Annotated in this window: 15 protein-coding genes; 14 read left to right on the forward strand and 1 reads right to left on the reverse strand. The window is 41.8% G+C overall.

Features of this window, described 5'->3' with window-relative positions:
- Nucleotides 1–28: 28 nt before the first annotated feature.
- Entirely contained in the window at nucleotides 29–1,624 is a 1,596-nt protein-coding gene (locus G4420_RS13945) for a YfcC family protein (protein WP_163324441.1), read from the reverse strand.
- 188 nt (nucleotides 1,625–1,812) lie between these two features.
- Between G4420_RS13945 and G4420_RS13950 the strand changes: the two genes are divergently transcribed.
- From G4420_RS13950 to G4420_RS14015, 14 genes are all read left to right on the forward strand, one after another.
- Nucleotides 1,813–2,889, forward strand: coding sequence for a BamA/TamA family outer membrane protein (locus tag G4420_RS13950; protein WP_163324443.1), 1,077 nt, complete (start codon nucleotides 1,813–1,815; stop codon nucleotides 2,887–2,889).
- Between the two features lie 23 nt (nucleotides 2,890–2,912).
- Nucleotides 2,913–5,102 (forward strand): DUF748 domain-containing protein, encoded by a 2,190-nt coding sequence (locus G4420_RS13955; protein ID WP_163324445.1) that lies wholly within the window; start codon nucleotides 2,913–2,915, stop codon nucleotides 5,100–5,102.
- Between the two features lie 110 nt (nucleotides 5,103–5,212).
- Nucleotides 5,213–5,719, forward strand: a complete 507-nt coding sequence (locus tag G4420_RS13960) for a hypothetical protein (RefSeq protein ID WP_163324447.1) — start codon at nucleotides 5,213–5,215, stop codon at nucleotides 5,717–5,719.
- A gap of 208 nt (nucleotides 5,720–5,927) precedes the next feature.
- Nucleotides 5,928–8,360 carry a TonB-dependent receptor gene (locus G4420_RS13965; RefSeq protein ID WP_163324449.1) on the forward strand — a complete coding sequence of 811 codons (2,433 nt, stop codon included), beginning with the start codon at nucleotides 5,928–5,930 and terminating at the stop codon, nucleotides 8,358–8,360.
- A gap of 24 nt (nucleotides 8,361–8,384) precedes the next feature.
- On the forward strand, nucleotides 8,385–9,614 hold the full coding sequence (locus G4420_RS13970) for a DUF4374 domain-containing protein (protein ID WP_163324451.1): 1,230 nt from the start codon (nucleotides 8,385–8,387) through the stop codon (nucleotides 9,612–9,614).
- Nucleotides 9,615–9,878: 264 nt separating this feature from the next.
- Nucleotides 9,879–11,048, forward strand: coding sequence for a PepSY-associated TM helix domain-containing protein (locus G4420_RS13975; protein WP_163324453.1), 1,170 nt, complete (start codon nucleotides 9,879–9,881; stop codon nucleotides 11,046–11,048).
- Between the two features lie 2 nt (nucleotides 11,049–11,050).
- Nucleotides 11,051–12,595 carry a flavodoxin domain-containing protein gene (locus G4420_RS13980; RefSeq protein WP_163324455.1) on the forward strand — a complete coding sequence of 515 codons (1,545 nt, stop codon included), beginning with the start codon at nucleotides 11,051–11,053 and terminating at the stop codon, nucleotides 12,593–12,595.
- Between the two features lie 242 nt (nucleotides 12,596–12,837).
- A complete protein-coding gene (locus G4420_RS13985; protein ID WP_163324457.1) occupies nucleotides 12,838–13,539 on the forward strand; it encodes a hypothetical protein in 702 nt (233 codons plus the stop codon).
- Nucleotides 13,540–15,138: 1,599 nt separating this feature from the next.
- A complete protein-coding gene (locus G4420_RS13990; protein ID WP_163324459.1) occupies nucleotides 15,139–17,562 on the forward strand; it encodes an ABC transporter permease in 2,424 nt (807 codons plus the stop codon).
- 698 nt (nucleotides 17,563–18,260) lie between these two features.
- Entirely contained in the window at nucleotides 18,261–18,677 is a 417-nt protein-coding gene (locus G4420_RS13995; protein ID WP_163324460.1) for an RDD family protein, read from the forward strand.
- Nucleotides 18,678–18,760: 83 nt separating this feature from the next.
- Nucleotides 18,761–19,324: a hypothetical protein gene (locus G4420_RS14000; protein WP_163324462.1), complete on the forward strand. Its 564-nt coding sequence runs from the start codon at nucleotides 18,761–18,763 to the stop codon at nucleotides 19,322–19,324.
- 109 nt (nucleotides 19,325–19,433) lie between these two features.
- Nucleotides 19,434–20,186, forward strand: coding sequence for a putative signal transducing protein (locus G4420_RS14005; RefSeq protein WP_163324464.1), 753 nt, complete (start codon nucleotides 19,434–19,436; stop codon nucleotides 20,184–20,186).
- Nucleotides 20,187–20,697: 511 nt separating this feature from the next.
- Nucleotides 20,698–21,552: a hypothetical protein gene (locus G4420_RS14010; RefSeq protein WP_163324466.1), complete on the forward strand. Its 855-nt coding sequence runs from the start codon at nucleotides 20,698–20,700 to the stop codon at nucleotides 21,550–21,552.
- Nucleotides 21,553–21,591: 39 nt separating this feature from the next.
- A complete protein-coding gene (locus G4420_RS14015) occupies nucleotides 21,592–22,755 on the forward strand; it encodes an SIR2 family protein (RefSeq protein ID WP_163324468.1) in 1,164 nt (387 codons plus the stop codon).
- Nucleotides 22,756–22,869: the final 114 nt, after the last annotated feature.

Below are 22,869 nucleotides of genomic sequence, written 5' to 3' on the forward strand. Positions count from 1 at the left end.
CCATTTTCTACATTGAAGCACTTTATATTTAAAACCCATTCAACTCCATAAAAACAGTTGGTAGAATCAATAAAAATCCAATTACTATCAGCATTAAAGTAAACGAAGCCGCCCATTTAAACCACTTTTCGTAAGGTATACGTGCTACTCCCAAAACCCCGATTAATACGCCACTTGTAGGCGTAATCATATTGGTAAAACCATCGCCCAGTTGAAAGATTACAACAGTTGTCTGGCGCGAAATTCCAATCAAATCCGATATCTGCGACATAATAGGAATGGTTAAGGCCGCCTGTCCTGATCCGCTAGGGATAAACACATTTAGCATGGTTTGTATCAGGTACATAATTCCCACTGTTCCAACTTCGCCGAAGTTTTGCATCGAATTGGAAACATAAAACAGGATGGTATCAATAATTTGTCCGTCTTCAAGAATTACAACTATTCCGCGGGCGAGGCCAACGATCATTGCTGCCGGAAGAATGTCTTTGGCACCATCTAAAAAAAGTTTGGTAATGGTATTGGGCGATTTATTGGCCGCAATGCCGGCAAAAACTCCCATGGCAAAAAAGATGGTTGCAATTTCTTTAATATACCAGCCGTGCCCCATAACGCCAATTACCAGGAAAACGATGGTGAACGTGAGCAGGGTTAAAATAAAATATTGCACCGACCGCCACAGGGTTAAAACGCCCATAACAATAAAAAGCACCGTAGCCACCGGAATGGCCGGAACAGAAAATACATTGTTGCCAATGGTTATTGAACTTTGAGGGATGGTGATGGAGAATACGATAAGTGCAACCGAAATTACTGCCAGGGTAAACCAAGCGGCTGTAGGTTTTATCTTTTCAATTTTTACAGCTGTGGTTTCGTTGCGCGATCGCCAGTAGGCATCATCGTCGTACACAACTGACTTTGTCGGGTCTTTTTTTATTTTGGCGGCATAACGCAGAATAAATGCAAAGCCAAAAAAGTTGATTACCGCCCACATCAGAATTCGGTATTCCAAACCTGAAAACAGGGGGATATGCGATAGTCCCTGCGCAACACCAACGGTAAACGGATTTAAAAAGGCACCGGCAAAACCCATTGCTGCAGCAATAAAACAGAGCGAAACACCAACAATCGAGTCGTAACCCATAGATATGGCCAGCGGAACAAAAATGATGGTAAATGCGATGGTTTCTTCGCTCATGCCGAAAATGGCCCCAAACAAGCTGAAGATGGTCATTATAGAAACAAGAACAATATTATGCACGCCAATAAAAGAAAGTGCTTTCAATCGTTCAAGCCGTTTTAAACGTTTCAGAAAAGTATAGATACCAATGTCGATTGCCTTGCTGTCGTTAAGAATCCAGAACGAACCACCGATCAATAGAATAAGCGCAATTATATTCGAGGTACTCAAAATTCCATCAAAAAAAGACGAGAAAACCTGCCATGTTTGTATATGGCTGTCGGTTTTATGAAACGAACCGGTTTGTATTACACTGCGTTCAACGCCATTAACAACAACACTCTCGCGTTCAAATTGACCACCGGGGATAATCCAGGTTAGCAAAGCACAAAAAACAATCAGAAAAAATATGATGACGTAGGTATGCGGAACTTTTTTTAACATGCATGAATGATTTAAAAAACGTAATATAAGAATTTATATCAGATCAGGCGAAAGCGAAAATTGAACTAACGGGAGACTGGATTCTATTTTGATACTACTATACTGATAAACATTATGAAAAGTTCTTTTTATGTGATTGATTTTTCTTAAATTGTTAGAAGTAAATTTAAACGACACACTTAGAAATAATGCGAAACTATTTGATTTTACTCCTCATATCGTTAACAGCATTTGGTAGTTATGGTCAAAAGGCTACCAGCGACAGTACTTCCGTTGCACAGGAAAAAGAACAGAAAAACTTTAACTTTAACCTGATGCCGTATATGAGTTACAACCGTAACCTCGAATTTATGTACGGTGTGCTGCCGCTGGCTATGTACCGGCTAAACCCAAACGATACTATTTCTCCAAAATCCTTGTCGGGGATTACCGGTGTTTTTACTACCAACGGATCAAAATTTATTGGCTTTTTTAACCGCTGGCACCTGGCGCAAGACACCTGGCGTATTCAATTATATGGGGCTACCGGAAATCATATTTCGCAGTTTTACTACGATTATGATGTAACGCCCGGATTTTACGATTATAAAACAAAGACAAAACTGATTAGTATAGGACTTCAGCGAAAAGTATTCCACACGCTTTATGCGGGCATAAGCTATACATATGCGCATCATTTTACGAAATACGAAGATGAGATAATACCCGATGCAACCACTGATACGCATTCGTTGCAGTACATTGCTTTGTGGGATACCCGAAACGAAGTGTATTATCCCACCGACGGAAATCAGATACGTTTAAAGTGGAATTCCTTTCCGCAGTGGATGGGCAACGATATTGAAGCCAATAAAATTATTACCGAGTACAATCAGTATTTTCCTTTTCACGACGGACGCGATGTTCTCGCTGCCCGCTTTTCGGGTACTTTTGGTTTGGGCGATATAGCTTTCGAACAGCAGGTTGTGCTTGGTGGTAACGATATTCGTGGCTACTCGGAAGCCAAATACCGTGGCGATGGACTAATGGCAATTCAGGGCGAATACCGTTACAATTTTGCCAGTAGAATGGGGTTGGTTGGTTTTGCCGGATTGGCTACTATTTACGGCTCGCCAACCAAAGAGTTTGACTGGGATTTATATCCCGGATTTGGTGTAGGCTATCGCTATCAGGCTTTTAAATCGGCCAATTTTAACATCGGGCTTGATGCTGCGTTGGGTAAAGACGACTGGGGAGTTTATTTCAGAATAGGAGAAGCATTTTAATGGATTTGAAACAGCTGCACAGAATGGAAACAAAAGAAGGAAAACAAAAGACCGGAAAACGGAAGCGTATTGTATTGATAATATTGCTGGCATTGACTTTTATTGTGGTGGTCGCACTGGCACTGGCGCCGGGTTTTATTAAAAATTACATCAATAAAAACGGCGCGGAACTTTCAGGCCGCACAATCGCTATCGAAAAAATAAAGTACAATTATTTTACATCTACCTTGCGGGTGTTTAATATGGCGATGTACGAACAGAACAATACCGATGTTTTTGTTGGTTTCGATACGCTTTTACTCAATCTTAAACCGTTGCGTTTTCTTAAACACGAAATTAATGTGCAGCAATTTCAACTGGTAAATCCTTATTCGCAGGTCATTCAAACCGATACGGTATTTAATTTTTCCGATATCATTGAGTTTTTTGATACGGAAGAAGCAGAGGTCGACGAAGATACCACGCAGGCAAAACCGTACCGTCTGGACCTGAATTTACTGGAAATAAAGAACGGAACGGTGAGTTACACCGATACTAAACTAAATCATAATATAAAAATGGAGGACCTTAGCTTTCTAATTCCTCAAATTTATTGGGGAGGCGAAGAAAGTACAGCCGATCTGGCTTTTAATGTTGGTCATGGAGGTAGCATTAGCACCACATTTGATTATAACTCGAAAACGGGCGATTTCTCAGGCGATATAAAACTAACTAAACTGGTTCTCGATATTGCTTTGCCTTATATCAAGGAGTACATGCAATTTAATAAAATGGAAGGAACGCTTGATGCTACGGTGGAATTTAATGGTAATGAGAACGATCTGACAAACTTTTCGATGAGCGGAAATGCAGAAGTAGATAGCCTGATGTTTACTGATCTGAACGACAGAAATGTGTTGGGAGCAGCAAAAGCCAACCTGGATTTAAACCATTCGAAGCCCTTGTTATACCAGGCCGAGGTTGGGAAGATAGAAATTACAAAACCTTATGTATATTTTGCTTTGATTGACTCCTTATCAAATTTCGAAAAAATGATGGTGCCGGTGGAGGCTGAAACAGTTGCAGACACGACTGAAAGCGAAGAAAACGAACCTTACGATATTATGATCGATAAACTTGTGATCGACGATGGACTTATCGATTTTAGCGATCAACGTTTGCAGGAAGTTTTTAATTACGAACTGTCGCAGGTGCATGTCGATATGGATTCGCTCTCACTAAACAGCAACTGGCTGGAGATTAATTCGAATATGAAACTGAATAAACGAGGCAACCTGGAAGCTGAACTGGGTTTGAATCCTTACGATCCGTTTCAGCATATTGAGCTGAATTATGTGTTGTCCGATTTTCAGTTGCCCGATATTAATATTTACTCGAAACACTACGCCGGACTGCCCATTTTATTTGGCGATATGTATTACCGTAACAAAACGTCCATCGTTAATAAACAGCTGAACAGCGAAAACGAACTGGTAATCCGTAATGTTGAAATGGGTCGAAAATCGGGAGGATTGTACGATATTCCAATAAAGCTTGCCTTATTCATTCTGAAAGACAAAAATGGCGATGTGAACCTGGATATTCCGGTAACCGGCGATTTGTCGGATCCGAGAACCGATGTGGGAAAAATTGTGTGGAACACATTGAAAGGATTTATGGGCAAAATTGTATCCTCACCTTTCAGGGCACTTGGAAATTTGCTGGGTGCCGATCCGAAAGAACTGGAAGAAATTACTATGGTATACAGCGATACCACATTAACGCGCAAACAACATCGTTCGCTCGATTTACTGTTGGAGTTGGAACAACAAAAACCGGGGCTGCTGATTGAGATGCAATATATGAACGACCGTAAACTGGAACGTGTTGATGCGGCTGCACAGATTGTACAAGATAATTACACCAAAGAAACAGGTAAGAGTCCGAGAGGTAACAACAAAGAATACCTCGAATATTTGAAAACTGAAACGCAACGCGATTCGCTGGTAATGCAGGATTACGAACGCCTGCTTGCTCCCGAAACGATGGTTGACAGTGTAATCATTTCCCGCGAAAACAATCGTCATCAATTGGTGCAGAGCTATTTGCACGAGCAGAACGATTCAACTACGATTCGTGTGCTGGAATACAACGAAGATGAAGTGTTGAATATTGGCAGCCGGCCACAATTCAAAATTTCTTATAAACTTGCCGAAGACGAGGTAGAGCACTAAAAAACTTCCAGAGAAATAAATACAAATAAGCAGAAACTGATAGGCATTACTCAACATTTTACAAACTTAAACGTTGGATTGAGACTGTTTGAATAGGTATTAAAATTACAATGAAAAAAAGTTATATCAGTTTATTAGGTGGCATTATTGCCCTGTTTTTTGTTTTGAATGTTAACGCCCAGGAACTCGATCATGATGATCATGAACACCACGACCATACACACGGACACAAAACTGAAATAGGAATCGGAAACTCGGCTGTCTATTTTTTTGGTGAAGAAGAATTTAGCTATGGTTTGCATCTCCACGTGGTCAGAAATATCGGTCATTCGAATTTTGGAGTGGGACTGGCTTATGAGCGTATTTTCGACGAACACCACCACAATACAATTGGTATTGTTGGTAGTTATACACCTGCTGACAGGCTTCATTTTGCACTTACACCCGGAATTGCTTTTGAAGGCGAAGACTGGGATGAGAAAAACTTCGCCCTACACTTCGAAACAGCCTACGATTTCCAGGTCGGTAATATCCACATGGGACCAATGGTAGAGCTGGGTTATAATTTCGAGCACGTGCATTTAAGCATGGGATTACACATCGGTTTTGGCCTGTAATAACATAATCCCCAAAACAGGGGATGCAAAATTCTGAAAATATTAAATTCGTTGCCGGTAATATGCTGGCAATCTTTCTTTTATGTGGTATGTAAGTGCTGCCTGTCCGATCTGTGACAGCACCTGATTTCACTACAATAGGGGATTGTGCACCCATTTGTATCCCTCTATTTTTGCGAACACTACTTTGATAGAATTCGTGAAAACAATGGAGGTAAAAACAATTTCTGGAAATAATCTTTTTAAAAATATTCTGCTGAGCTTGTCGGTGGTTTTGCTATTGCAGCAAAATGTTAGGGCGCAATCTGCCGAAAAGGTGGAGCTCGCCGGAATCGTTCAAACGGCTGACGGCGAAACATTGCCGGGAGTGAATCTGGTTCTAAATCCGGGCAATAAAGGAGTAATCACCGATATCAACGGGGAATTCACTTTTCAAAATATTTCATCCGGCACTTATAAGTTACAGGTGAGCTCCATCGGTTTTCAATCGCTCAACCGGGAAGTGCAGGTAAAAGGCGGAAAGTCGCCTGCCTTGCAACTGGTTTTGGAGCCTGAAAATTACATGATCAACGATGTGGTGGTGAGTGGGAAATCCGCTACACGGCGTGTAATCGAGCAGGCATACCAGGTTTCTTCGGTATCTACCAAAGAATTGTTCAACAGCACCAGCGATGCAAAATCGGTGTTAGATCGTATTCCCGGTGTTCGTATTCAGGAAGAAGGAGGAATGGGCTCGGACCTCAGTTTTACGCTAAACGGTTTTTCCGGCGACCAGGTGAAGTTTTTTATGGACGGAATTCCAATGGATAATGCTGGTTCGATTACACTGGGCGATCTGCCTGTAAATATGATCGAACGTATTGACGTGTACAAAGGGGTTGTGCCGGTTTGGCTGGGCACCGATGCATTGGGCGGAGCGGTGAATATCATTACCAACCGCACCAATAATTACCTCGATGCATCGTATGCTTACGGATCGTTTAACACCCATCGTACGTCGTTGAATGGCGCTCATACCAACGAGGAAACAGGCTTTACTCTACGCGGCAATTTGTTTTATAATTATTCCGACAACGATTATAAAGTATGGGCGCGTATTGTGGAAAACAACACGGTTGTGGATACCGCCTGGGTGCGTCGTTTTCACGATCGTTACCGCTCCGGTTCGTTAAAGCTGGAAACCGGACTGGTGGATAAATCATTTGCCGACCAGTTACTGCTGGGCGTTATGCTTTCTGCAAACGACAAGCAGGTGCAGCACGGCGCTACCATGAATACCGTTTACGGCGGTATTGTTCGGAACAGCCAATCGGTGATGCCCACATTGCGCTACAATAAAAAAGATTTGCTGACCGAAGGATTGGATGTAAGCCTGTACAGTGCCCTGAACCGGAGCCGGTCGGAAGTGATCGACACGCTGCAGGGGGTGCGATACAACTGGCTGGGAGAACAATCGATAATTTATACATCCAATGGTGAGCGGTCGACCGATGGCGAGTTTTACCGCACCTTCACCACACTTGACGAAACGGATTTTAATACCCAGCTAAATGCCGGTTATGCATTGAGCACCCGCAGTTCGCTGGCATTAAATTACTCATTGAATTATTTTCACCGAAAAGCACACGACACGGAGCACCCCGACGAGCCGGCCAACCGTTTTCCTAAAGACCTGACCAAACAGGTGCTTGGCCTGGCTTACAAATTCGATTTGAATAATAAATGGAGTACCACGCTGTTTGGGAAAATGTACCACATTCATGCCGCTACCTCAAAACTGTTCGATTTTGCATTGGAAACCCAGCGTGTTGAGGCGGTGGATAACAAACAGTTCAACTTTGGCTACGGACTGGCAACCAGCTATTTTGTTATGCCGGAATTGCAGCTGAAATTCTCGTACGAGCATACTGCCCGAATGCCCATGCCCGAAGAAATTTTTGGCGATGGTTTGTTTGTAGAAGCCAATCCCGATCTGGGGCCGGAGCAAAGCGATAATATCAACCTTGGAGCAGCTTTTAGCACACAAAAATTGGGTAACCATCATTTGTCGGTCGGAAGTAGTTTGATCTACCGCGAGGCAAAAGACCTGATCTATACCGTTGTTACGGTTTCCAGTCCGCAAACACGTTACGATAACCTCAGCGACACGCGAGTACTGGGCGTAGAAGGAAATCTGCAATATGCCTGGAAAGACGTTTTCCACGCCGGAGCCAACGTAACTTATCAGGATATTACCGATCGAGCCAAGCTGATCTATAACGAGTCGTACACCGGATCGGGCTGGCAAACCAATTACCACTATGGTTTTCGTTTGCCAAATAAACCATATTTGTTTGCCAATTTTAATGCCGGAGCAACAGCTAAAAATGTGCTGGTCGACGGCTCAACGCTTAATGTCAACTACTTTGTAAATTTTGTGGAGAAATACTTTTTAACCTGGACCGAACTCGGAGCCGGCAGCGACAAGTATGTTATTCCGCGCCAGATTTCACACGATATCGAATTAAGTTATTCGCTAAAAAGCGGCAAATACAACATTGCCGCCGAATGCCGCAATTTGTTCGATACAAAACTTTACGATAAATATTACTTACAAAAACCCGGACGCTCGTTTAGCATTAAGCTCCGGTATACGATCTAAAATATTTAATTAAAATTCAAAAATATGAAAAGAGTAAAACTATTACCCCTATTAACCATGACTGCTTTACTGGCAGTAGGAACGCTGTTGTTTAGCGCTTGCAGCGATGAGAACGAAGTGCCGGAAGTGATTACCGGCGATGCAAATTATGCTTTAAGTCTGGCTTATCAGGGCACCGACGGAAATTATACTTATTACACCGTATTGTTCGAAGATGTAATGAGCGGAAGCCTTTCGGCCGTAGGTCAGGGTATCGATCATTTAGGGTATTATACCTACAATCAGGTGGACGATCGTATTTATGCCACCGGTGGTTTTGAGCTGACCGATATTATTGCACTGGAAAAAAATACCGATGGAGAACTGGTGGAAACCGGTGGAAACTCGTCGTTTGGCAACAGCCTGCAGGACGTTGTGGAAGCTGAAGACGGAATGTTATTGGCGATTGAAATGGCATCATCGTCGGATGTGATTACACTGCATCAAATTGATGCTGAAACAGTAACTGCCGAAAGCTCTGTAAGTACTGCAGTTTCTGAAATTACAGATCAATTCGGCCCGTCGTATTCGGGAATGGTACAAAGTGGCGATTTTCTGTTTGTAAGTTTCTACATCAGCGACCCAACCACTTATACCACCGCGCACACCGATGTGGCTCAGGTAGCTGTTTTTAGCTATCCCGGGTTGCAGTTTGTAAAAGTTATTGAAGACGATCGTACCGGTCCGGTTGGAGGTTTTGGTACAAAATCAGGATTGATAAAGGACGAAATTGGAAATGTATATGCACTGTCGCATACCAATCCTGCCAATGGATTTAGCCAGTTTACAAAAGATCCTGCGATTTTGCGTATTAACAGTGGCGACAGCGAATTCGACAGCAACTACATCTTCGATTTTAATACCGTTACCGACAGTCTGACGACAGCTCACTTGGTTTACCTGGGTAACAACAAAGTTTTTGTTGAAATGAATACCGCAAAACGAAGCGAGCAGTCGGCATGGGCAGATGGTCCGTTAAAACCGGCAGTTCTTGATCTTTCGGCAAAAACAATTGATTATATCAGCGGAGTGCCGGAGCATTCAGGATTGGGTCGTAAACTGATATCAACAAGTTTATACGATGGCCAGCACATTTACATGGTTGTTCCTGAAGATGTAAATTCATATGTCTATCAAATCGATCCGGTAAATTACACAGCAACAAAAGGTGCCGAAGTGCAGGCCAATTTCACTGCCGGATTCTTTAAATTCTAATTTGACACTAAAAACACTTGTAGTTCATAAACTGATCTCCGTGTTCCGCTATGGGGGGCATGGAGATCCCTTTTTAAAATTCATGCGAATCAAGGGTTGAACAACATTATAAGGTAAAACCCTTGATTTTACCTCAAAGCCTAAAGGATGATCAAGTATTTTCTCGCTTTCTTCCTTCAGGATAGAGGTGAAAAAGGGAGAAAAATCAGCTATCAATTACGAGCTCAACTTTTGATTCGAATCATTAAAAAATTACTGCAAAGCATGCAAAATTGGAAAGTGCTTGTTCGAAAGTTACATCTCTGGCTGGGTTTAGGTTCCGGTCTTATTGTTTTTATCGTCAGTATCACCGGCTGCATTTATGTTTTTCAAAACGAAATAATGAAAGTCGTGGAACCGTGGCGAACCGTTGAAGCACAGAATAAAGCTTTTGTTCCGCCCAGTCAATTGGTTGATACTGCCTCGTTTTACATGCCGGGGAAAACACCGTCGGGGCTCACGTACGAAGATGAAACGGGCGCAGCTGCTGTGGGGTTTTATTATACCGAAAACGATAAAATGGATTTTGGCGTTGTATTTCTCGATCCCTACAGCGGAAAGATGTTGCATAAAAAAGAGGCCGTTTTACATGGCGACTTTGATTTTTTCCAGTTTGTAATTAAAGGACACCGTTTCCTATGGCTCCCGCCGGCAATCGGAAAACCGGTGGTGGGAATCGGAGTGCTGCTGTTTGTGGTATTGCTGATTACCGGAATTATTATGTGGTGGCCGGTGAAATGGAACGCCAAAAACCGCGAAAGGAGTTTCCGTATAAAATGGTCGGCAGGGTGGAAACGGCTGAACCTCGACCTGCACAATGTTCCCGGGTTTTATGCAGCCTTGTTTCTGCTGATCATCGCCTGCACCGGCCTGGTGTGGAGTTTTAAGTGGTTCGAACATGGCGTTTATTACGTGGCATCAGGAGGGGAGAGCAAAGCTGCGCATGAGCATCCGCACTCCATTGTTCAGCCGGCTTCTTCGGTAACTGCTGATAGCATTCCGGCCATCGACAGGGCTTTTTATCTGGCACTGGAACAATACCCGGATCCAAAACGCATTTATATGACACCGCAATTGCGCGAGGTCGACGATGCCATTGAAGTGGTTTTATATAAACACCAGGGGCGCTATTATCATAACGATGAGTATTTTTTCGATCGTTACACCTTAGAACTACTGGAAGTGGAAAAATACGATGAGGCCGGTTTTGCCGATAAGCTCGATCATATGAATTACGATCTTCATACCGGGGCAATCTGGGGGCTGCCCGGAAAAATACTCGTTTTTATACTGGGACTGGTGAGTGCCAGCTTGCCGGTTACCGGTTTTTTTGTGTGGTACAACAAACGCAGAAAAAGTAGTCGCCAAGCGCGTTTATTGCAGTCAAAATTGTAAATATGTTTTTTAAAAATCTCTTTTCGCATCCGGTAGAATCGGCACCGCTTATGGTTTTGTACGGCACAAAATCGGGCAACTCAAAAACTGTGGCTGAAGAACTGGCGAAGCAGCTGAACCGGCAAAATATTGAGAACCGGGTGAGCAGCATGTCGAAAGTTAAACCGCAACAATTAAAAGATGTGGAGCGCGCGTTGCTGGTGGTTAGCACGCACGACGATGGCGAACCACCGGTAAAAGCCCGAAAGTTTTACAACCAATTGCAAGCCGCAGATATGCCGGTTTTGGAACATCTGGAATTTGCTGTTTGTGCTTTGGGTGATTCAAGTTACGACAGCTTTTGCGAGGCCGGAAAAGCCCTGGAGAAACAGTTGAAGGAGCTTGGAGCAAAAGAAATGTTGCCACGAAAAGACTGTGACGAAGAGTTTGCACAGCCGGCAGTGGAGTGGATAAAAGAGGTGCTGACCCGGTTAAAAACGGGAAAGGAGCAGACAACTGAAATAGTCATGGAACGCTCAAAATGGTACCACGGCACCTTAAAGCAGCGTGAATTGTTATCGGTAGATGCCGAAAACAATTCCACTTATCATCTGGAAATTGATTGCCCGGAAGCAGCCGGAAATTATAAAAGCGGCGATCTGCTGGATGTAATTCCCGAAAATCCTGCAGAACTGGTTCAGGCGCTTTGCGAAAAGTTAGAGGCACCACAACTGGCAGCTGCTTTTGCAAGGGAAAAAGAAATTACACGCGTAAATCGGCAGTTGATAAAGGCTTATGCCGGGGCGACTTCAAATAAATCGCTGGCTGAATTGCTTACTCAAAATGAGGCACTAAATACCTATCTAAAAAATGCAAATGTACTTGATCTGCTTAACGATTTCCCGGCAGAAATTTCCGGCGAAAAGTTGCTTTCGTTGTTGCCTCCAATCCGCATTCGGCAGTTTTCCATAAGCGGCGTGCCAAATGCCGAAAAGCCAATTGGTCTGATGGTAAAAACCGTGCGTTTTCAGTTCAATGGTAAAAAACATTTGGGAGCAGCTTCCAGCTGGTTAAACGAAAGCATTGAGCCCGGTAGTCTTATTCGTTTTCGCCTGGCAGCAAATTCCGATTTTCACATGCCGGCCGATAGAAATACTCCGATTTTGATGATCGCCGCCGGAACCGGAGTAGCACCATTCCGTGCTTTTGTAAATGAGTTGGAGCAACATGATTTCCCGTCAAGTGCGTGGCTGCTGTGGGGCGAACAGTTGCATCATTCTGAAAACCGTTACTACTCCGAATTCAGCAAAATAAGTCAACAGCACGCCAACTTTTTGTTCGATGCCGTGGAATCGCGTAACCCGCAAAATCCAATATATGTGCAGGATAGGCTACTGAAAAAACACCACGAAGTAGCGGCATTTATCAATCACGGTGCACATGTTTATGTCTGCGGCTCAAAAGCAATGGGTGCCGGCGTTGAAAAAGCCCTGCAGCAAATCTTTCCGGATTCCGCAGCCTGGGAAATTTTTAAATCTTCCGGACGGTATCATTGGAGTTGTTATTGAGTGGAAAGTTGGGAGTCGGAAGTTGGAAAACCGAAGAGATGGCCAACTCGTAATTTGCAATTTGTGTCTTGCAGCTTCTTTAATCCTTCATCCTTTCACTTGGCTTGCCCCAGCTTAAAGAAATAAATCTTAAAAAGTAGCGGGTAAATCAATCATACACTTTTCTATTAAGCAACTTATAGTTAAATTGCAATACAAGCCCGGATTACAAATCAATCCTACGCTATAAATAGAGAAGAAAAATGGAATTTATAGATGCACTCAAATATGGAGCTATTGGATTATGCGCTATCCTTTTTGCTCTTTCAACAAAGTTGCTGTTAAAGGAACAAGACCGCAATGATGATGCGCGTCAGCCCATTTTAAACACCATTAAATGGTTTCTGGTTGTCTCCTTTTTAATGGCGGTGTTTTTTGGTATAACCGAGTTTCTGAAACCGGATAAAACAAATGCGACGCTGGAAAATGCGATAACAACGGTATGGGAATCTCATTATTCGGAATATACCACTGATACAACATTACTGTTAAAAGCACAGCGGGTAAAAGAAGGTGACAACGAATGGGAGGGGACGGCAGATTCGGCCAAAGTGTGTGAAGATATTATTTCGGAGCTGGAAATGTGCATGAACGAGCGATCGAGCATTGAATTTGAATTTTACACCTACATTATTCGTTTAAAAAAGGAGATTAATGATAAAGGAGGAACGATAAATGTTGATTTTAATCCCGACAATAACAAAAAGGATGTTTATGAAATTCTCGAATTCATATTTATAAACCTCGAATTAACCGCTAAACAAAACTTAAACGACGATGAAGTGCGTTCATTGTGGAAACAATCCAAACGATCGTGGTCGACTAAAAATTTTAAGTTTATCGATTATTGGGATGTTGCACAATTGGTACGCGAATACCTGGATAAGTTTTACCCGAACGAATAGACTATCTCACAAAAAATCTTGTTGCCTTTCGAAAATAAGAAATTGAAATGTTTCATTTCTGACATATCCAGACGAGTTTCACGGCGCCGTCCCCCTTGGCGAAGGGCGATTTAGAGGGATTGATCTTTTTACTTGAGAATACCTGAATGCGTAAATGCAAAAATGCGTTATTAAAAACTCAATGCCCAGTGACCAATGACCAATGACTAATGACCAGCGACTCGCAGCTCGTAGCTTTAATTCATCCTTAATCATTAATCCTTCATCCTTCCATTCGGCTTGCCACAGTCGTTCCTCCCTCGCAATGACTTTTTCCTGGGCGAAACTCGGCAGCGGACAATGAATTTATTTATCCCGTTACGATTCATTATTGTTCGTTTTAATTTATCATGACTATCGTTGTCCTTACAGACAACGCTTTTACGTGCCGGACCTTTGGTCCTATTCTTTTAGGGGCAAAGCCCCGGTACTTTTTAGCATCGTCTGTGAGGGCGATGTAAGATTCCCATTTTGCCAACAGCCTACCACTCGCAACTAGCATCTAGCGGCTCGCAGCTTTCTTTAATCCTTCATCCCTAATCCTTCATCCTTTCATTCGGCTTGCCACAGTAGTTCCTCCCTCTCAAGGACTTTTTCCTGGGCGAAACTCGGCAGCGGACAATGAATTCATTCATTCCGGCACGATTCATTATTGTTCGTTTTAATTTATCATGACTATCGTTGCCCTTACAGACAACGCTTTTACGTGCCGGACCTTTGGTCCTGTTCGTTTAGGGGCAAAGCCCCGGTACTTTTTAGCATCGTCTGTGAGGGCGATGTAAGATTCCCATTTTGCCAACAGCCTACCACCCGCAACTAGCAGCTAGTGGCTCGCAGCTCGTAGCTTTCTTTAATCCTTAATCCCTAATCCTTTCACTCGGTTTGATGTCATTGCGATACCGATGAGTAAGCGAATCGGTAGAAGCAATCTCTATCAGCTAGCGACTCGCAGCTCGTAGCTTTAATTCATCCTTAATCATTAATCCTTAATCCTTTCACTCGGCTTCCACAGTCGTTCCTCCCTCGAAATGACTTTTTCCTGGGCGAAACTCGACAGCGGACAATTAATTATTTTATCCTGGTATGATTTATTATTGTTCGTTTTAATTTATCATGACTATCGTTGCCCTTACAGACAACGCTTTTACGTGCCGGACCTTTGGTCCTGTTCGTTTAGGGGCAAAGCCCCGGTACTTTTTAGGATCGTCTGTGAGGGCGATGTAAGATTCCCATTTTGCCAACAGCCTACCACCAGTAACTAGCAGCTAGTGGCTAGCAGCTCGCAGCTTTCTTTAATCCTTCATCCTTCATCCCTAATCCTTTCATTCGGCTTGCCACAGTCGTTCCTCCCTCGCAATGACAGTTCCGGTTTATATCCCCGTCAGCAAATGCCCAGTGCCCAGTGCCCAATGACCAATGACTAGCGACTAGCAGCTCGCAGCTTTCTTTAATCCTTCATCCTTTATCAATAATCTTTCATAACCCTGTAACCAACAACAACTTCGTGCGTCTTTAAAACATCCGGTTCATTCATTCACGGAAAACTAAAGCTATTGAAACATGATTAAAAACTTATTGAAACACAGCTTGCGGGCGCTGAAGAAGCAGAAAGGATACGTTGCCATCAACATCTTTGGCCTGGCCATTGGAATAGCCTGCAGTATTATTATCGCACTTTTTATTATTCACGAGTTAAGTTACGATCAGTACCACGAAAACAAAGACCGTATTTACCGGGTAAACTTAGACGGTAAGATTGGCGAACAGGAAGTAAATGCCTCGTACTCGGCGTCGATACTTGGGCCAACCATGGTAAACGATTTCCCTGAAGTTGAAAAATTCTGCCGCTTAAATACCTGGGGCGAAACCATTATAAAAAAAGAAGATATCGCGTATGTGATCGACGATTTTGCTGAAGTGGATTCTACCTTTTTTGAGCTGTTTTCTATTCCGCTGCTAAAAGGCAACAGCAAAACCGTGCTGAATGAACCCAATACCATGGTTTTGTCGGAGTCGACAGCAAAAAAGATCTTTGGCAACGAAGATCCTATCAATAAAATGCTGCGTGTTAATACCGGGCAGGATCCTTACCGCATAACCGGAGTAATGGCCGACTTCCCCGAGGAAACACATTTTAACGCCAACATTCTCACGTCGTTTATGACCAACCGAAGAGCCAACGATCCCGAGTGGCTCAACAACAGTTTCTCCACCTATGTGTTGCTTAAACCAAATACTTCGGCAGCTAATGTGGAAGATAAGTTTTCAGGATTGATTGAAAAATACGTTGGGCCGCGGGTGCAGGAAATGATGGGTATAATGTTGGAGGATTTTATTGCACAGGGCAATCGCTACAGTTTTCACCTGCAGCCGGTAACAAAAATACACCTTCAGCCGGAAATCGAACACGAAGTAAAACCGGCCACCGACCCGAAATACCTGGTGATTTTCAGTAGTGTGGCCATTTTAATTATCGTTATTGCCTCCATTAATTTTATGAACCTGTCGACCGCGCAGGCCACAAAACGCGCCAAAGAGATTGGAGTGAAGAAGGTAAGCGGATCGTCAAAAGGAATGCTCATTCTGCAGTTCCTTACCGATTCTACCTTGATTTCGTTTATCGCACTGATTCTGGCCGTGGTTATCGTTTTTGTGTCGCTACCGTTTTTTAACGACGTTTTTGATACACAGGTACGATTTAACCTCATCCAGCATTTCTACTATATTCCCTTGCTCATTGCCTTTGCCCTGTTTGTAGGTTTTGTTGCAGGCGCTTATCCGGCCTTTTATCTTTCGTCGTTTAATCCCAATACGGTGTTGCGCGGAAAGCTTCGCGACGGGGCAAAAAACGGGAAATTACGCCGCATTCTGGTGTCGGTGCAGTTTCTTATTTCCATTATTCTTATTGTTGGAACCATCATTATGTACCGCCAGCTAACGTACATGGTAAATAAAGATGTTGGTTTTGGTAAAGACCGTTTGATGGTGATAGGAAGTGCCGGTTCTATTGGCGACCAGGTAAAAGCATTTAAACAGGAAATTCTGAAAATACCCGGCGTTGAGTTTGTTTCGGCGTCGACAGCTGTTCCGGGGCATAACAATAACAACAACGGTTATATGCTGGAAGGCCACGACGGACAGACCTACCTGATGCAAACCGCTTATGTTGATTACGATTTTCTGAAAACCTATAACATGCAACTCCGCGACGGGCGCTTTTTCGACCGCGAGTTTGGTGCCGACCGCGAAGCTTGTGTGGTAAACCGGAAAACCATTGAAGAGTTTGGTATCGACGATTACACTCAAACCCGCTTTATTGTTGTATTTACCGACGAGGGCGATAAAAAATTTATGCCCATTATTGGCGTTTGTAACGATTTTCATTTCGAATCGCTACACAGCCGCATCAACCCGTATGTAATGCGGTTTAAGGAAGACGACAATAACTGGGGCTATATTTCGGTGAAATTCAACACCGATGCATCGGCAGCGGCCATTAACCAGATCGAAGAAAGCTGGAAACGTTTTGCATCGAACAACCCGATGCGCTATTTCTTTATGGACGAAGATTTTGCGCACATGTATAAATCCGAAAGGCAAAACGCCAAACTATCGGTGGTATTTGCCATTCTGGGGATTTTTATTGCCGCACTCGGACTGTTCGGACTTACCTCGTTTACCGTTGAGCAACGCACCAAGGAAGTGGGGGTGCGCAAAGCACTGGGAGCTTCGGGTTACAGTATTTTTTACCTCATTTCGAAAGAAATCGTTATCCTGGTTTGCGTGTCAACCCTGGTGGCCAGTCCGCTTATTTACTGGGTGGCGAGCAACTGGCTGCATAATTATTACTACCGCATCCACCTCGGAGCGCTCGAGTTTATTGTTGGTTTTATTGCCGCCATTTCCATAGCACTGCTTACCATCAGTTATAAAACGCTGCAAACACTGCGGATTAACCCGGCGCATACGTTGAGGTATGAGTAGGGTGAATGATTTAATGCTTTAATGAGCAGTAGCTTTGTAAAATTGCCTACTGCGATTTTGCCAACTGCCTACTTGTTGCAGATTGATCTTAAGATTGATGGAGATTGAATGAGATTGAGGGATTGAAGGACTGAATGTTGGAATGCTTAAATGCGTGAATGCAAAAATGCTTTAATAAAAACACACAACAAGTAACCAATGACTCACAACTCGTATCTCGTAACTCGTGGCTCGCAGCTAGTAACTAGCGGCTCGCAGCTTTGATTCATCCTTCATCCTTCATCCTTAATCCTTAATCCTTCCATTCGGTTTGCCACGGTCGTTCCTCCCTCGCAATGACATTATTTGTTAGCTAAAGTCGGCAGCGGACAATGAATGATTTCATCCGGGCACGATTCACCACTGTCCGCTGCCCTGACACTCAATACTATCGAGTCATTGCGATACCGATGAGTTAACGAATCGGTAGAAGCAATCTCTATCAACCAGCAACCAGCAACTCGCAACTCGTATCTAGTAACTCGTGGCTCGCAGCTAGCAACCAGCGGCTCGCAACTCGTAGCTCGTAGCTTTGATTCATCCTTCATCCTTAATCCTTAATCCTTCATCAATAATCCTTCTATTCAATTTAATACAGTTATCCCTCTGCAGCACAACATTGTAATTCATACCCAAAAAGAAATACCAATAAATAAAAAATGGAAAACCAAAACTACCCCGGAGTTTTTGTAAGAGTAAAAGCAGTGATAACCGACTCGGTAATCCTTTTGATTTTTATGCTGGGCATTGTTGCTTTGTTCGATCGTTTCGAAAACGTTCCCGATTTTGCACGGATAGCGGCATTTGTATTTATTTTCCTGCTTTACGACCCGCTTTTTACCAGCATCTTTGGCGGAACAATTGGTCATTTTCTGTTTGGAATTCGCGTAAAACGAGCCAACAACCCGGAGAAGAATATTCTTTTCCCGCTGGCAGTAATCCGCTACATCATAAAAGCTTTGCTGGGCTGGCTTTCCTTAATCACCGTAAGCGGCAATAAAAAGGCAAAAGCCATACATGATATTGTGGTACAATCGATAGTTATTTATAAACATCCTGTTGCTGCGATCAACTAATCCTTCGTGTCCTCTTTTGTTTTAACTAAACAATAGTTACTTTTATAACACATACTCAAAAGAGCAAACAAACATTTCCGGTCATGAGAAATTACAAACTGTTGTTTATCCTGATCCTTATCCTCCCGCTTGGAGCCTGTATTTTCGATAACGACGACGATGGGCCAATGTTCTATCTGTTTGTTGAAGGTTATACTGAAGTGGACGGCGTATTGATTTCCGGCCCCGAACCACCGGTGCTACATATTGATTTTCCTACCTATCGCTACAATGAAGACCTGCATACACTAAATGGTATCATCGATTTTGAGATGAATAAAGACCTCAAATTTATTTACGGCGGAGGAACCTGTTTAACGGGTACAGCAGGTGCCGGTTGTGCTACGGGGCTCACCGGAGTTTACGAAATACCTTTTAAACACGCCGCGTTTGAATTGCTGAAAATTGAAACCGACGGTACCATTCGGTTTATATACGATGACGAAGTTTTTAGCCTGGCTGTAAATGAAGAACATGCCGTGCTTACCTCCTCCATAGATACAAGCGATGTAAATGGGGTAATTAGCATCTCCGAAATTACAAGTACACATACCATATCGAATTTTGGTTTTATCGAAGAGGAAGATATTATTCCGTGGGAGTGGTAAGCGGAGAAGACGATACTTTTAAAAAGCAAAAGCCATCCATGATATTGTGATACAATCAAGTTTTATTTATAAAAACCCAGTCGGCACGCAAAACCCTAAAAACCAATAAATGACACGAATTAAACTCGAAACACTATTCACTTCAAACATTCCGGTGGACTGCCACCTTTTAAAAGGCCGGTTGGAAACCGAAGGCATCGATTGTTTTCTTTTTGATGAAAATATAGTTTGGGTACATCCCTTTCGGGCGGTTGCCGTTGGAGGTGTAAAACTAAAAGTACCGTCGCACCAGCTTGAGCCGGCCGCTGCACTGCTCGAACACCTGAAAAAAGGCTGTTTGCCGGATGAAATGGGGGAGTACAAAATCAGCGAAATCCTTCAGTCGGAATACCACAGGCAACAGGAGATTTTAAGCATCAAATCGGCAATTCGTAATAACCCGGCTTTGCTGGATAAGCCTGCTGAAATAAAAACCACGCTGTTAAACCCCGCCGAAGTGGCTGAAATTGTTGAAGAAGAAAAGGAATTTCAAGTGCTGGCGAACAAAAAATTACATTTTACCTGGGATGATTTTTTCTATGAATTGTTCGATTTCGACCGCGACGTATTTAAGTATTTGCGAACCCGCCCGGTTGAATATTACCTGGATAAAGAGCTGGTAGATCGGTATAATTCCCGTGCCGCCGACGAACATGCGCTTATTTGCCCCAACTGTAAATCGGATAACACCAAATACGGATTTGCGATCGACTACAAATGGGATGTGTTGTACCTGGTTTTGTCGCTGCTATTCAGTACTCCTTTCCCCTTGATCCGTAAAAAATCGCATTGTTTCGATTGCGGCCACAATTTTAACGCCTAAAAAGCGATCATCACCCAGTGACCAAAATGACCAGTGACCAATGACCAATGCCCAGTGACTAATGACAAATGACCAATGACCAATAACTCGCAACTCGTGTCTCGCAGCTCGTAACTCTTTTAATCCCCTTGATTATCAAAACTTTTCCACAATTATTTTATTTTATGTAAACAAATGTTATTTTTAACACTCCTTACCCGGTCACAGAGAAGATTTCGTTGTGTTGGAAAGACCCCGGAAGTACTTGGATTAGCCGTTTGTAAACGACTATCCGTTAGCTGGCGGATTTGTAAATGTTTACAAGCGGATAGATTATTTGAAATAAACAACTTATAAGAAAATCTAATTTTGACGCTATAAGCGATGTATGGGTAATATACTTATACGTACGTTATGCAACATTTTAAATCAAGAGATATGACAATTAAATATGAAATGTAAAACAAGATTTCAAGGACTATTTTTTAAAATAAAATGCTTTCTCTATTATCTAAAAATTTATAACTCAAATATGACTGATGAATTAAAAGATAACTTTCCTTATGTAATGCTGGATAGAACATTTTCAGAAAAAGAAGTGAAGAAAAATTACTCAAGTTTAAGTGTAAAATCCTCAGCTCTTACGAAATCATGGAATGATACAATTAACTCTCAGTGGACTATAAGGGATTTCATAGCGATTAAAATGATATTGTCATCAACAATATTATTAAGCTCTGTCGAACATGCAAATAAAGTAAATCTTAAAATTGTAGAACCATACCTTTTATACTACTCTCTTCTTAATTGCGCACGAGCAGTTGTTTTGACCTCTCCATTCGTGGAATGGAATGAAGATGACTTATTTACAATGACACATTCAAAAACAATAAATTTACTTGGAGATATAGTTGCAAAATATAACAAAACAAAGGGTGCTGAGATTAGAAAGTTTATTGTTTGGGCTAGAGAATATCGAGAGATATTTTCCTATAAATTTCCTGCGAATGGATTAACTAATCATCACTTATCAAGCATAGAAGTCATTGATAACTGTAAGATTATGTGCGAAATTGCTCAATTTCAGAGTAAAGTTCTAGAAAATTCAATATGCAAAAATGTAAAAGGTGAATTTAACTTTGACCAAAATTACTTTGAAGTAGGATATATTTATGGGAAGGATAATTTTCAATTCATTGACGAGGAAGATTGGTACAGACTTTCATATATCAATAGAAAGCAAAAAAGACCATATAGCATACATTCTACAATGACGGAGGGAATGGTTGAGGATTTCATTGGAGCTTGGTGTACAGAGGATGAAATTGAATCTGATTTGATATATAATCCTGACTTAAATTGGCAAATTATTTTTCCACTTCCTTAAAAATATGCAACACAATTTTTACAATTAAACTAAACCAAGATGAGCAATATTTATGAATATATAAATGCATCTCAAAAAATGATTGAGAACATTGAAAATATGAAACTCAACTATTCTACCAGCTATATGAATATGTTGAAGAGTAGTATTGCTACAATAAATAGATTAAACATTGAAAATCTTACTCACAAATTACCTGCAACAAGGAAGTCTACTTCTAAAACAGCAATTCGTAATTTAAAAATAGCTTTTAAAGATGGCAGTCTCAATTTAGTTTTAGGTGCAGGTATTTCTTCTATATATGGCTTACCCAATTGGAATAACCTTCTGCAAAGACTTTTATTTAAAACAATTGAAGAAGAGCCTCAAAAAGCCTCCGTTATTTCAAAAGTATTTACTAAACTATTCAATCCAAATCCGCTAGTTGCAGGTCGTTATCTACAAGAAACACTCATCGATGAGAAGATTAAAAACAAATTTGAAAAAGATGTTCGAAGTGCTCTCTATGAAACATATGATAAAGATGTGGAATCGCATATAATGGATGAGATAATTAAGTTGTGTGTTGCCCCTGGCAACAGTCCCAATCTAGATGGTATAATAACCTACAATTATGATGATGTTATAGAAACAAAACTTAATGAAAAAGGTATAGACATACCATTTCAGTCTGTATATGGTCAAGGTATCAATCCTGATAACAAATCATTACCAATTTACCATGTTCATGGATATCTACCCCAGAAAGGAAGAATAAACATACATAACTCTATAACTTTAGGTGAATTTGTTTACCATGAGCAGTACAACAATATCTATAGTTGGAATAATATTGTCCAAATAAATAAGTTCAGAGATAAGGTTTGTCTTTTTATAGGAATATCACTTTCTGACCCAAATATTCGTCGTTTATTGGATATTGCAAATTCTCAAAAGACTAAGAAAAAGTACCATTATATTCTGAAAATAAGACCAGAAAGAAACTGGGTTGAAGAAAGATTAAGGAAGATATTAGATGAAAATCCTGAAATCTTTAATGAAAAAGTAATAGCAAATATTGACTTTGATGAGACGGTTAGCTTTCTGATGGAAATGCAAAATAGATTTGAAGAAAAAGACACAGAGTCTTTGGGAGTGAAAACTGTATGGATAGATGACTATGATAGAGATATTTCGGAAATACTCAAAAAAATTAGAGAATAAAAAACGTTGCATAACACATTGTATATGGCAGGCGGGGATTTCAGCGGTATGACAAGTCAGACCTTCTGCTCACTCTCCTGCGGGTCTGACTGGATTTCTCTTCGAAATCTCGCC

The organism is Draconibacterium mangrovi (genome assembly GCF_010586825.1).
Taxonomy (GTDB): domain Bacteria; phylum Bacteroidota; class Bacteroidia; order Bacteroidales; family Prolixibacteraceae; genus Draconibacterium; species Draconibacterium mangrovi.

Excerpts from the sequence above, each read along its gene's own strand:
- G4420_RS13945 (WP_163324441.1), bottom strand. The coding sequence starts at position 1,624 with ATGTTAAAAAAAGTTCCGCATACCTACGTCATCATATTTTTTCTGATT.
- G4420_RS13950 (WP_163324443.1), top strand. The coding sequence starts at position 1,813 with ATGCGAAACTATTTGATTTTACTCCTCATATCGTTAACAGCATTTGGT.
- G4420_RS13955 (WP_163324445.1), top strand. The coding sequence starts at position 2,913 with ATGGAAACAAAAGAAGGAAAACAAAAGACCGGAAAACGGAAGCGTATT.
- G4420_RS13960 (WP_163324447.1), top strand. The coding sequence starts at position 5,213 with ATGAAAAAAAGTTATATCAGTTTATTAGGTGGCATTATTGCCCTGTTT.
- G4420_RS13965 (WP_163324449.1), top strand. The coding sequence starts at position 5,928 with ATGGAGGTAAAAACAATTTCTGGAAATAATCTTTTTAAAAATATTCTG.
- G4420_RS13970 (WP_163324451.1), top strand. The coding sequence starts at position 8,385 with ATGAAAAGAGTAAAACTATTACCCCTATTAACCATGACTGCTTTACTG.
- G4420_RS13975 (WP_163324453.1), top strand. The coding sequence starts at position 9,879 with ATGCAAAATTGGAAAGTGCTTGTTCGAAAGTTACATCTCTGGCTGGGT.
- G4420_RS13980 (WP_163324455.1), top strand. The coding sequence starts at position 11,051 with ATGTTTTTTAAAAATCTCTTTTCGCATCCGGTAGAATCGGCACCGCTT.
- G4420_RS13985 (WP_163324457.1), top strand. The coding sequence starts at position 12,838 with ATGGAATTTATAGATGCACTCAAATATGGAGCTATTGGATTATGCGCT.
- G4420_RS13990 (WP_163324459.1), top strand. The coding sequence starts at position 15,139 with ATGATTAAAAACTTATTGAAACACAGCTTGCGGGCGCTGAAGAAGCAG.
- G4420_RS13995 (WP_163324460.1), top strand. The coding sequence starts at position 18,261 with ATGGAAAACCAAAACTACCCCGGAGTTTTTGTAAGAGTAAAAGCAGTG.
- G4420_RS14000 (WP_163324462.1), top strand. The coding sequence starts at position 18,761 with ATGAGAAATTACAAACTGTTGTTTATCCTGATCCTTATCCTCCCGCTT.
- G4420_RS14005 (WP_163324464.1), top strand. The coding sequence starts at position 19,434 with ATGACACGAATTAAACTCGAAACACTATTCACTTCAAACATTCCGGTG.
- G4420_RS14010 (WP_163324466.1), top strand. The coding sequence starts at position 20,698 with ATGACTGATGAATTAAAAGATAACTTTCCTTATGTAATGCTGGATAGA.
- G4420_RS14015 (WP_163324468.1), top strand. The coding sequence starts at position 21,592 with ATGAGCAATATTTATGAATATATAAATGCATCTCAAAAAATGATTGAG.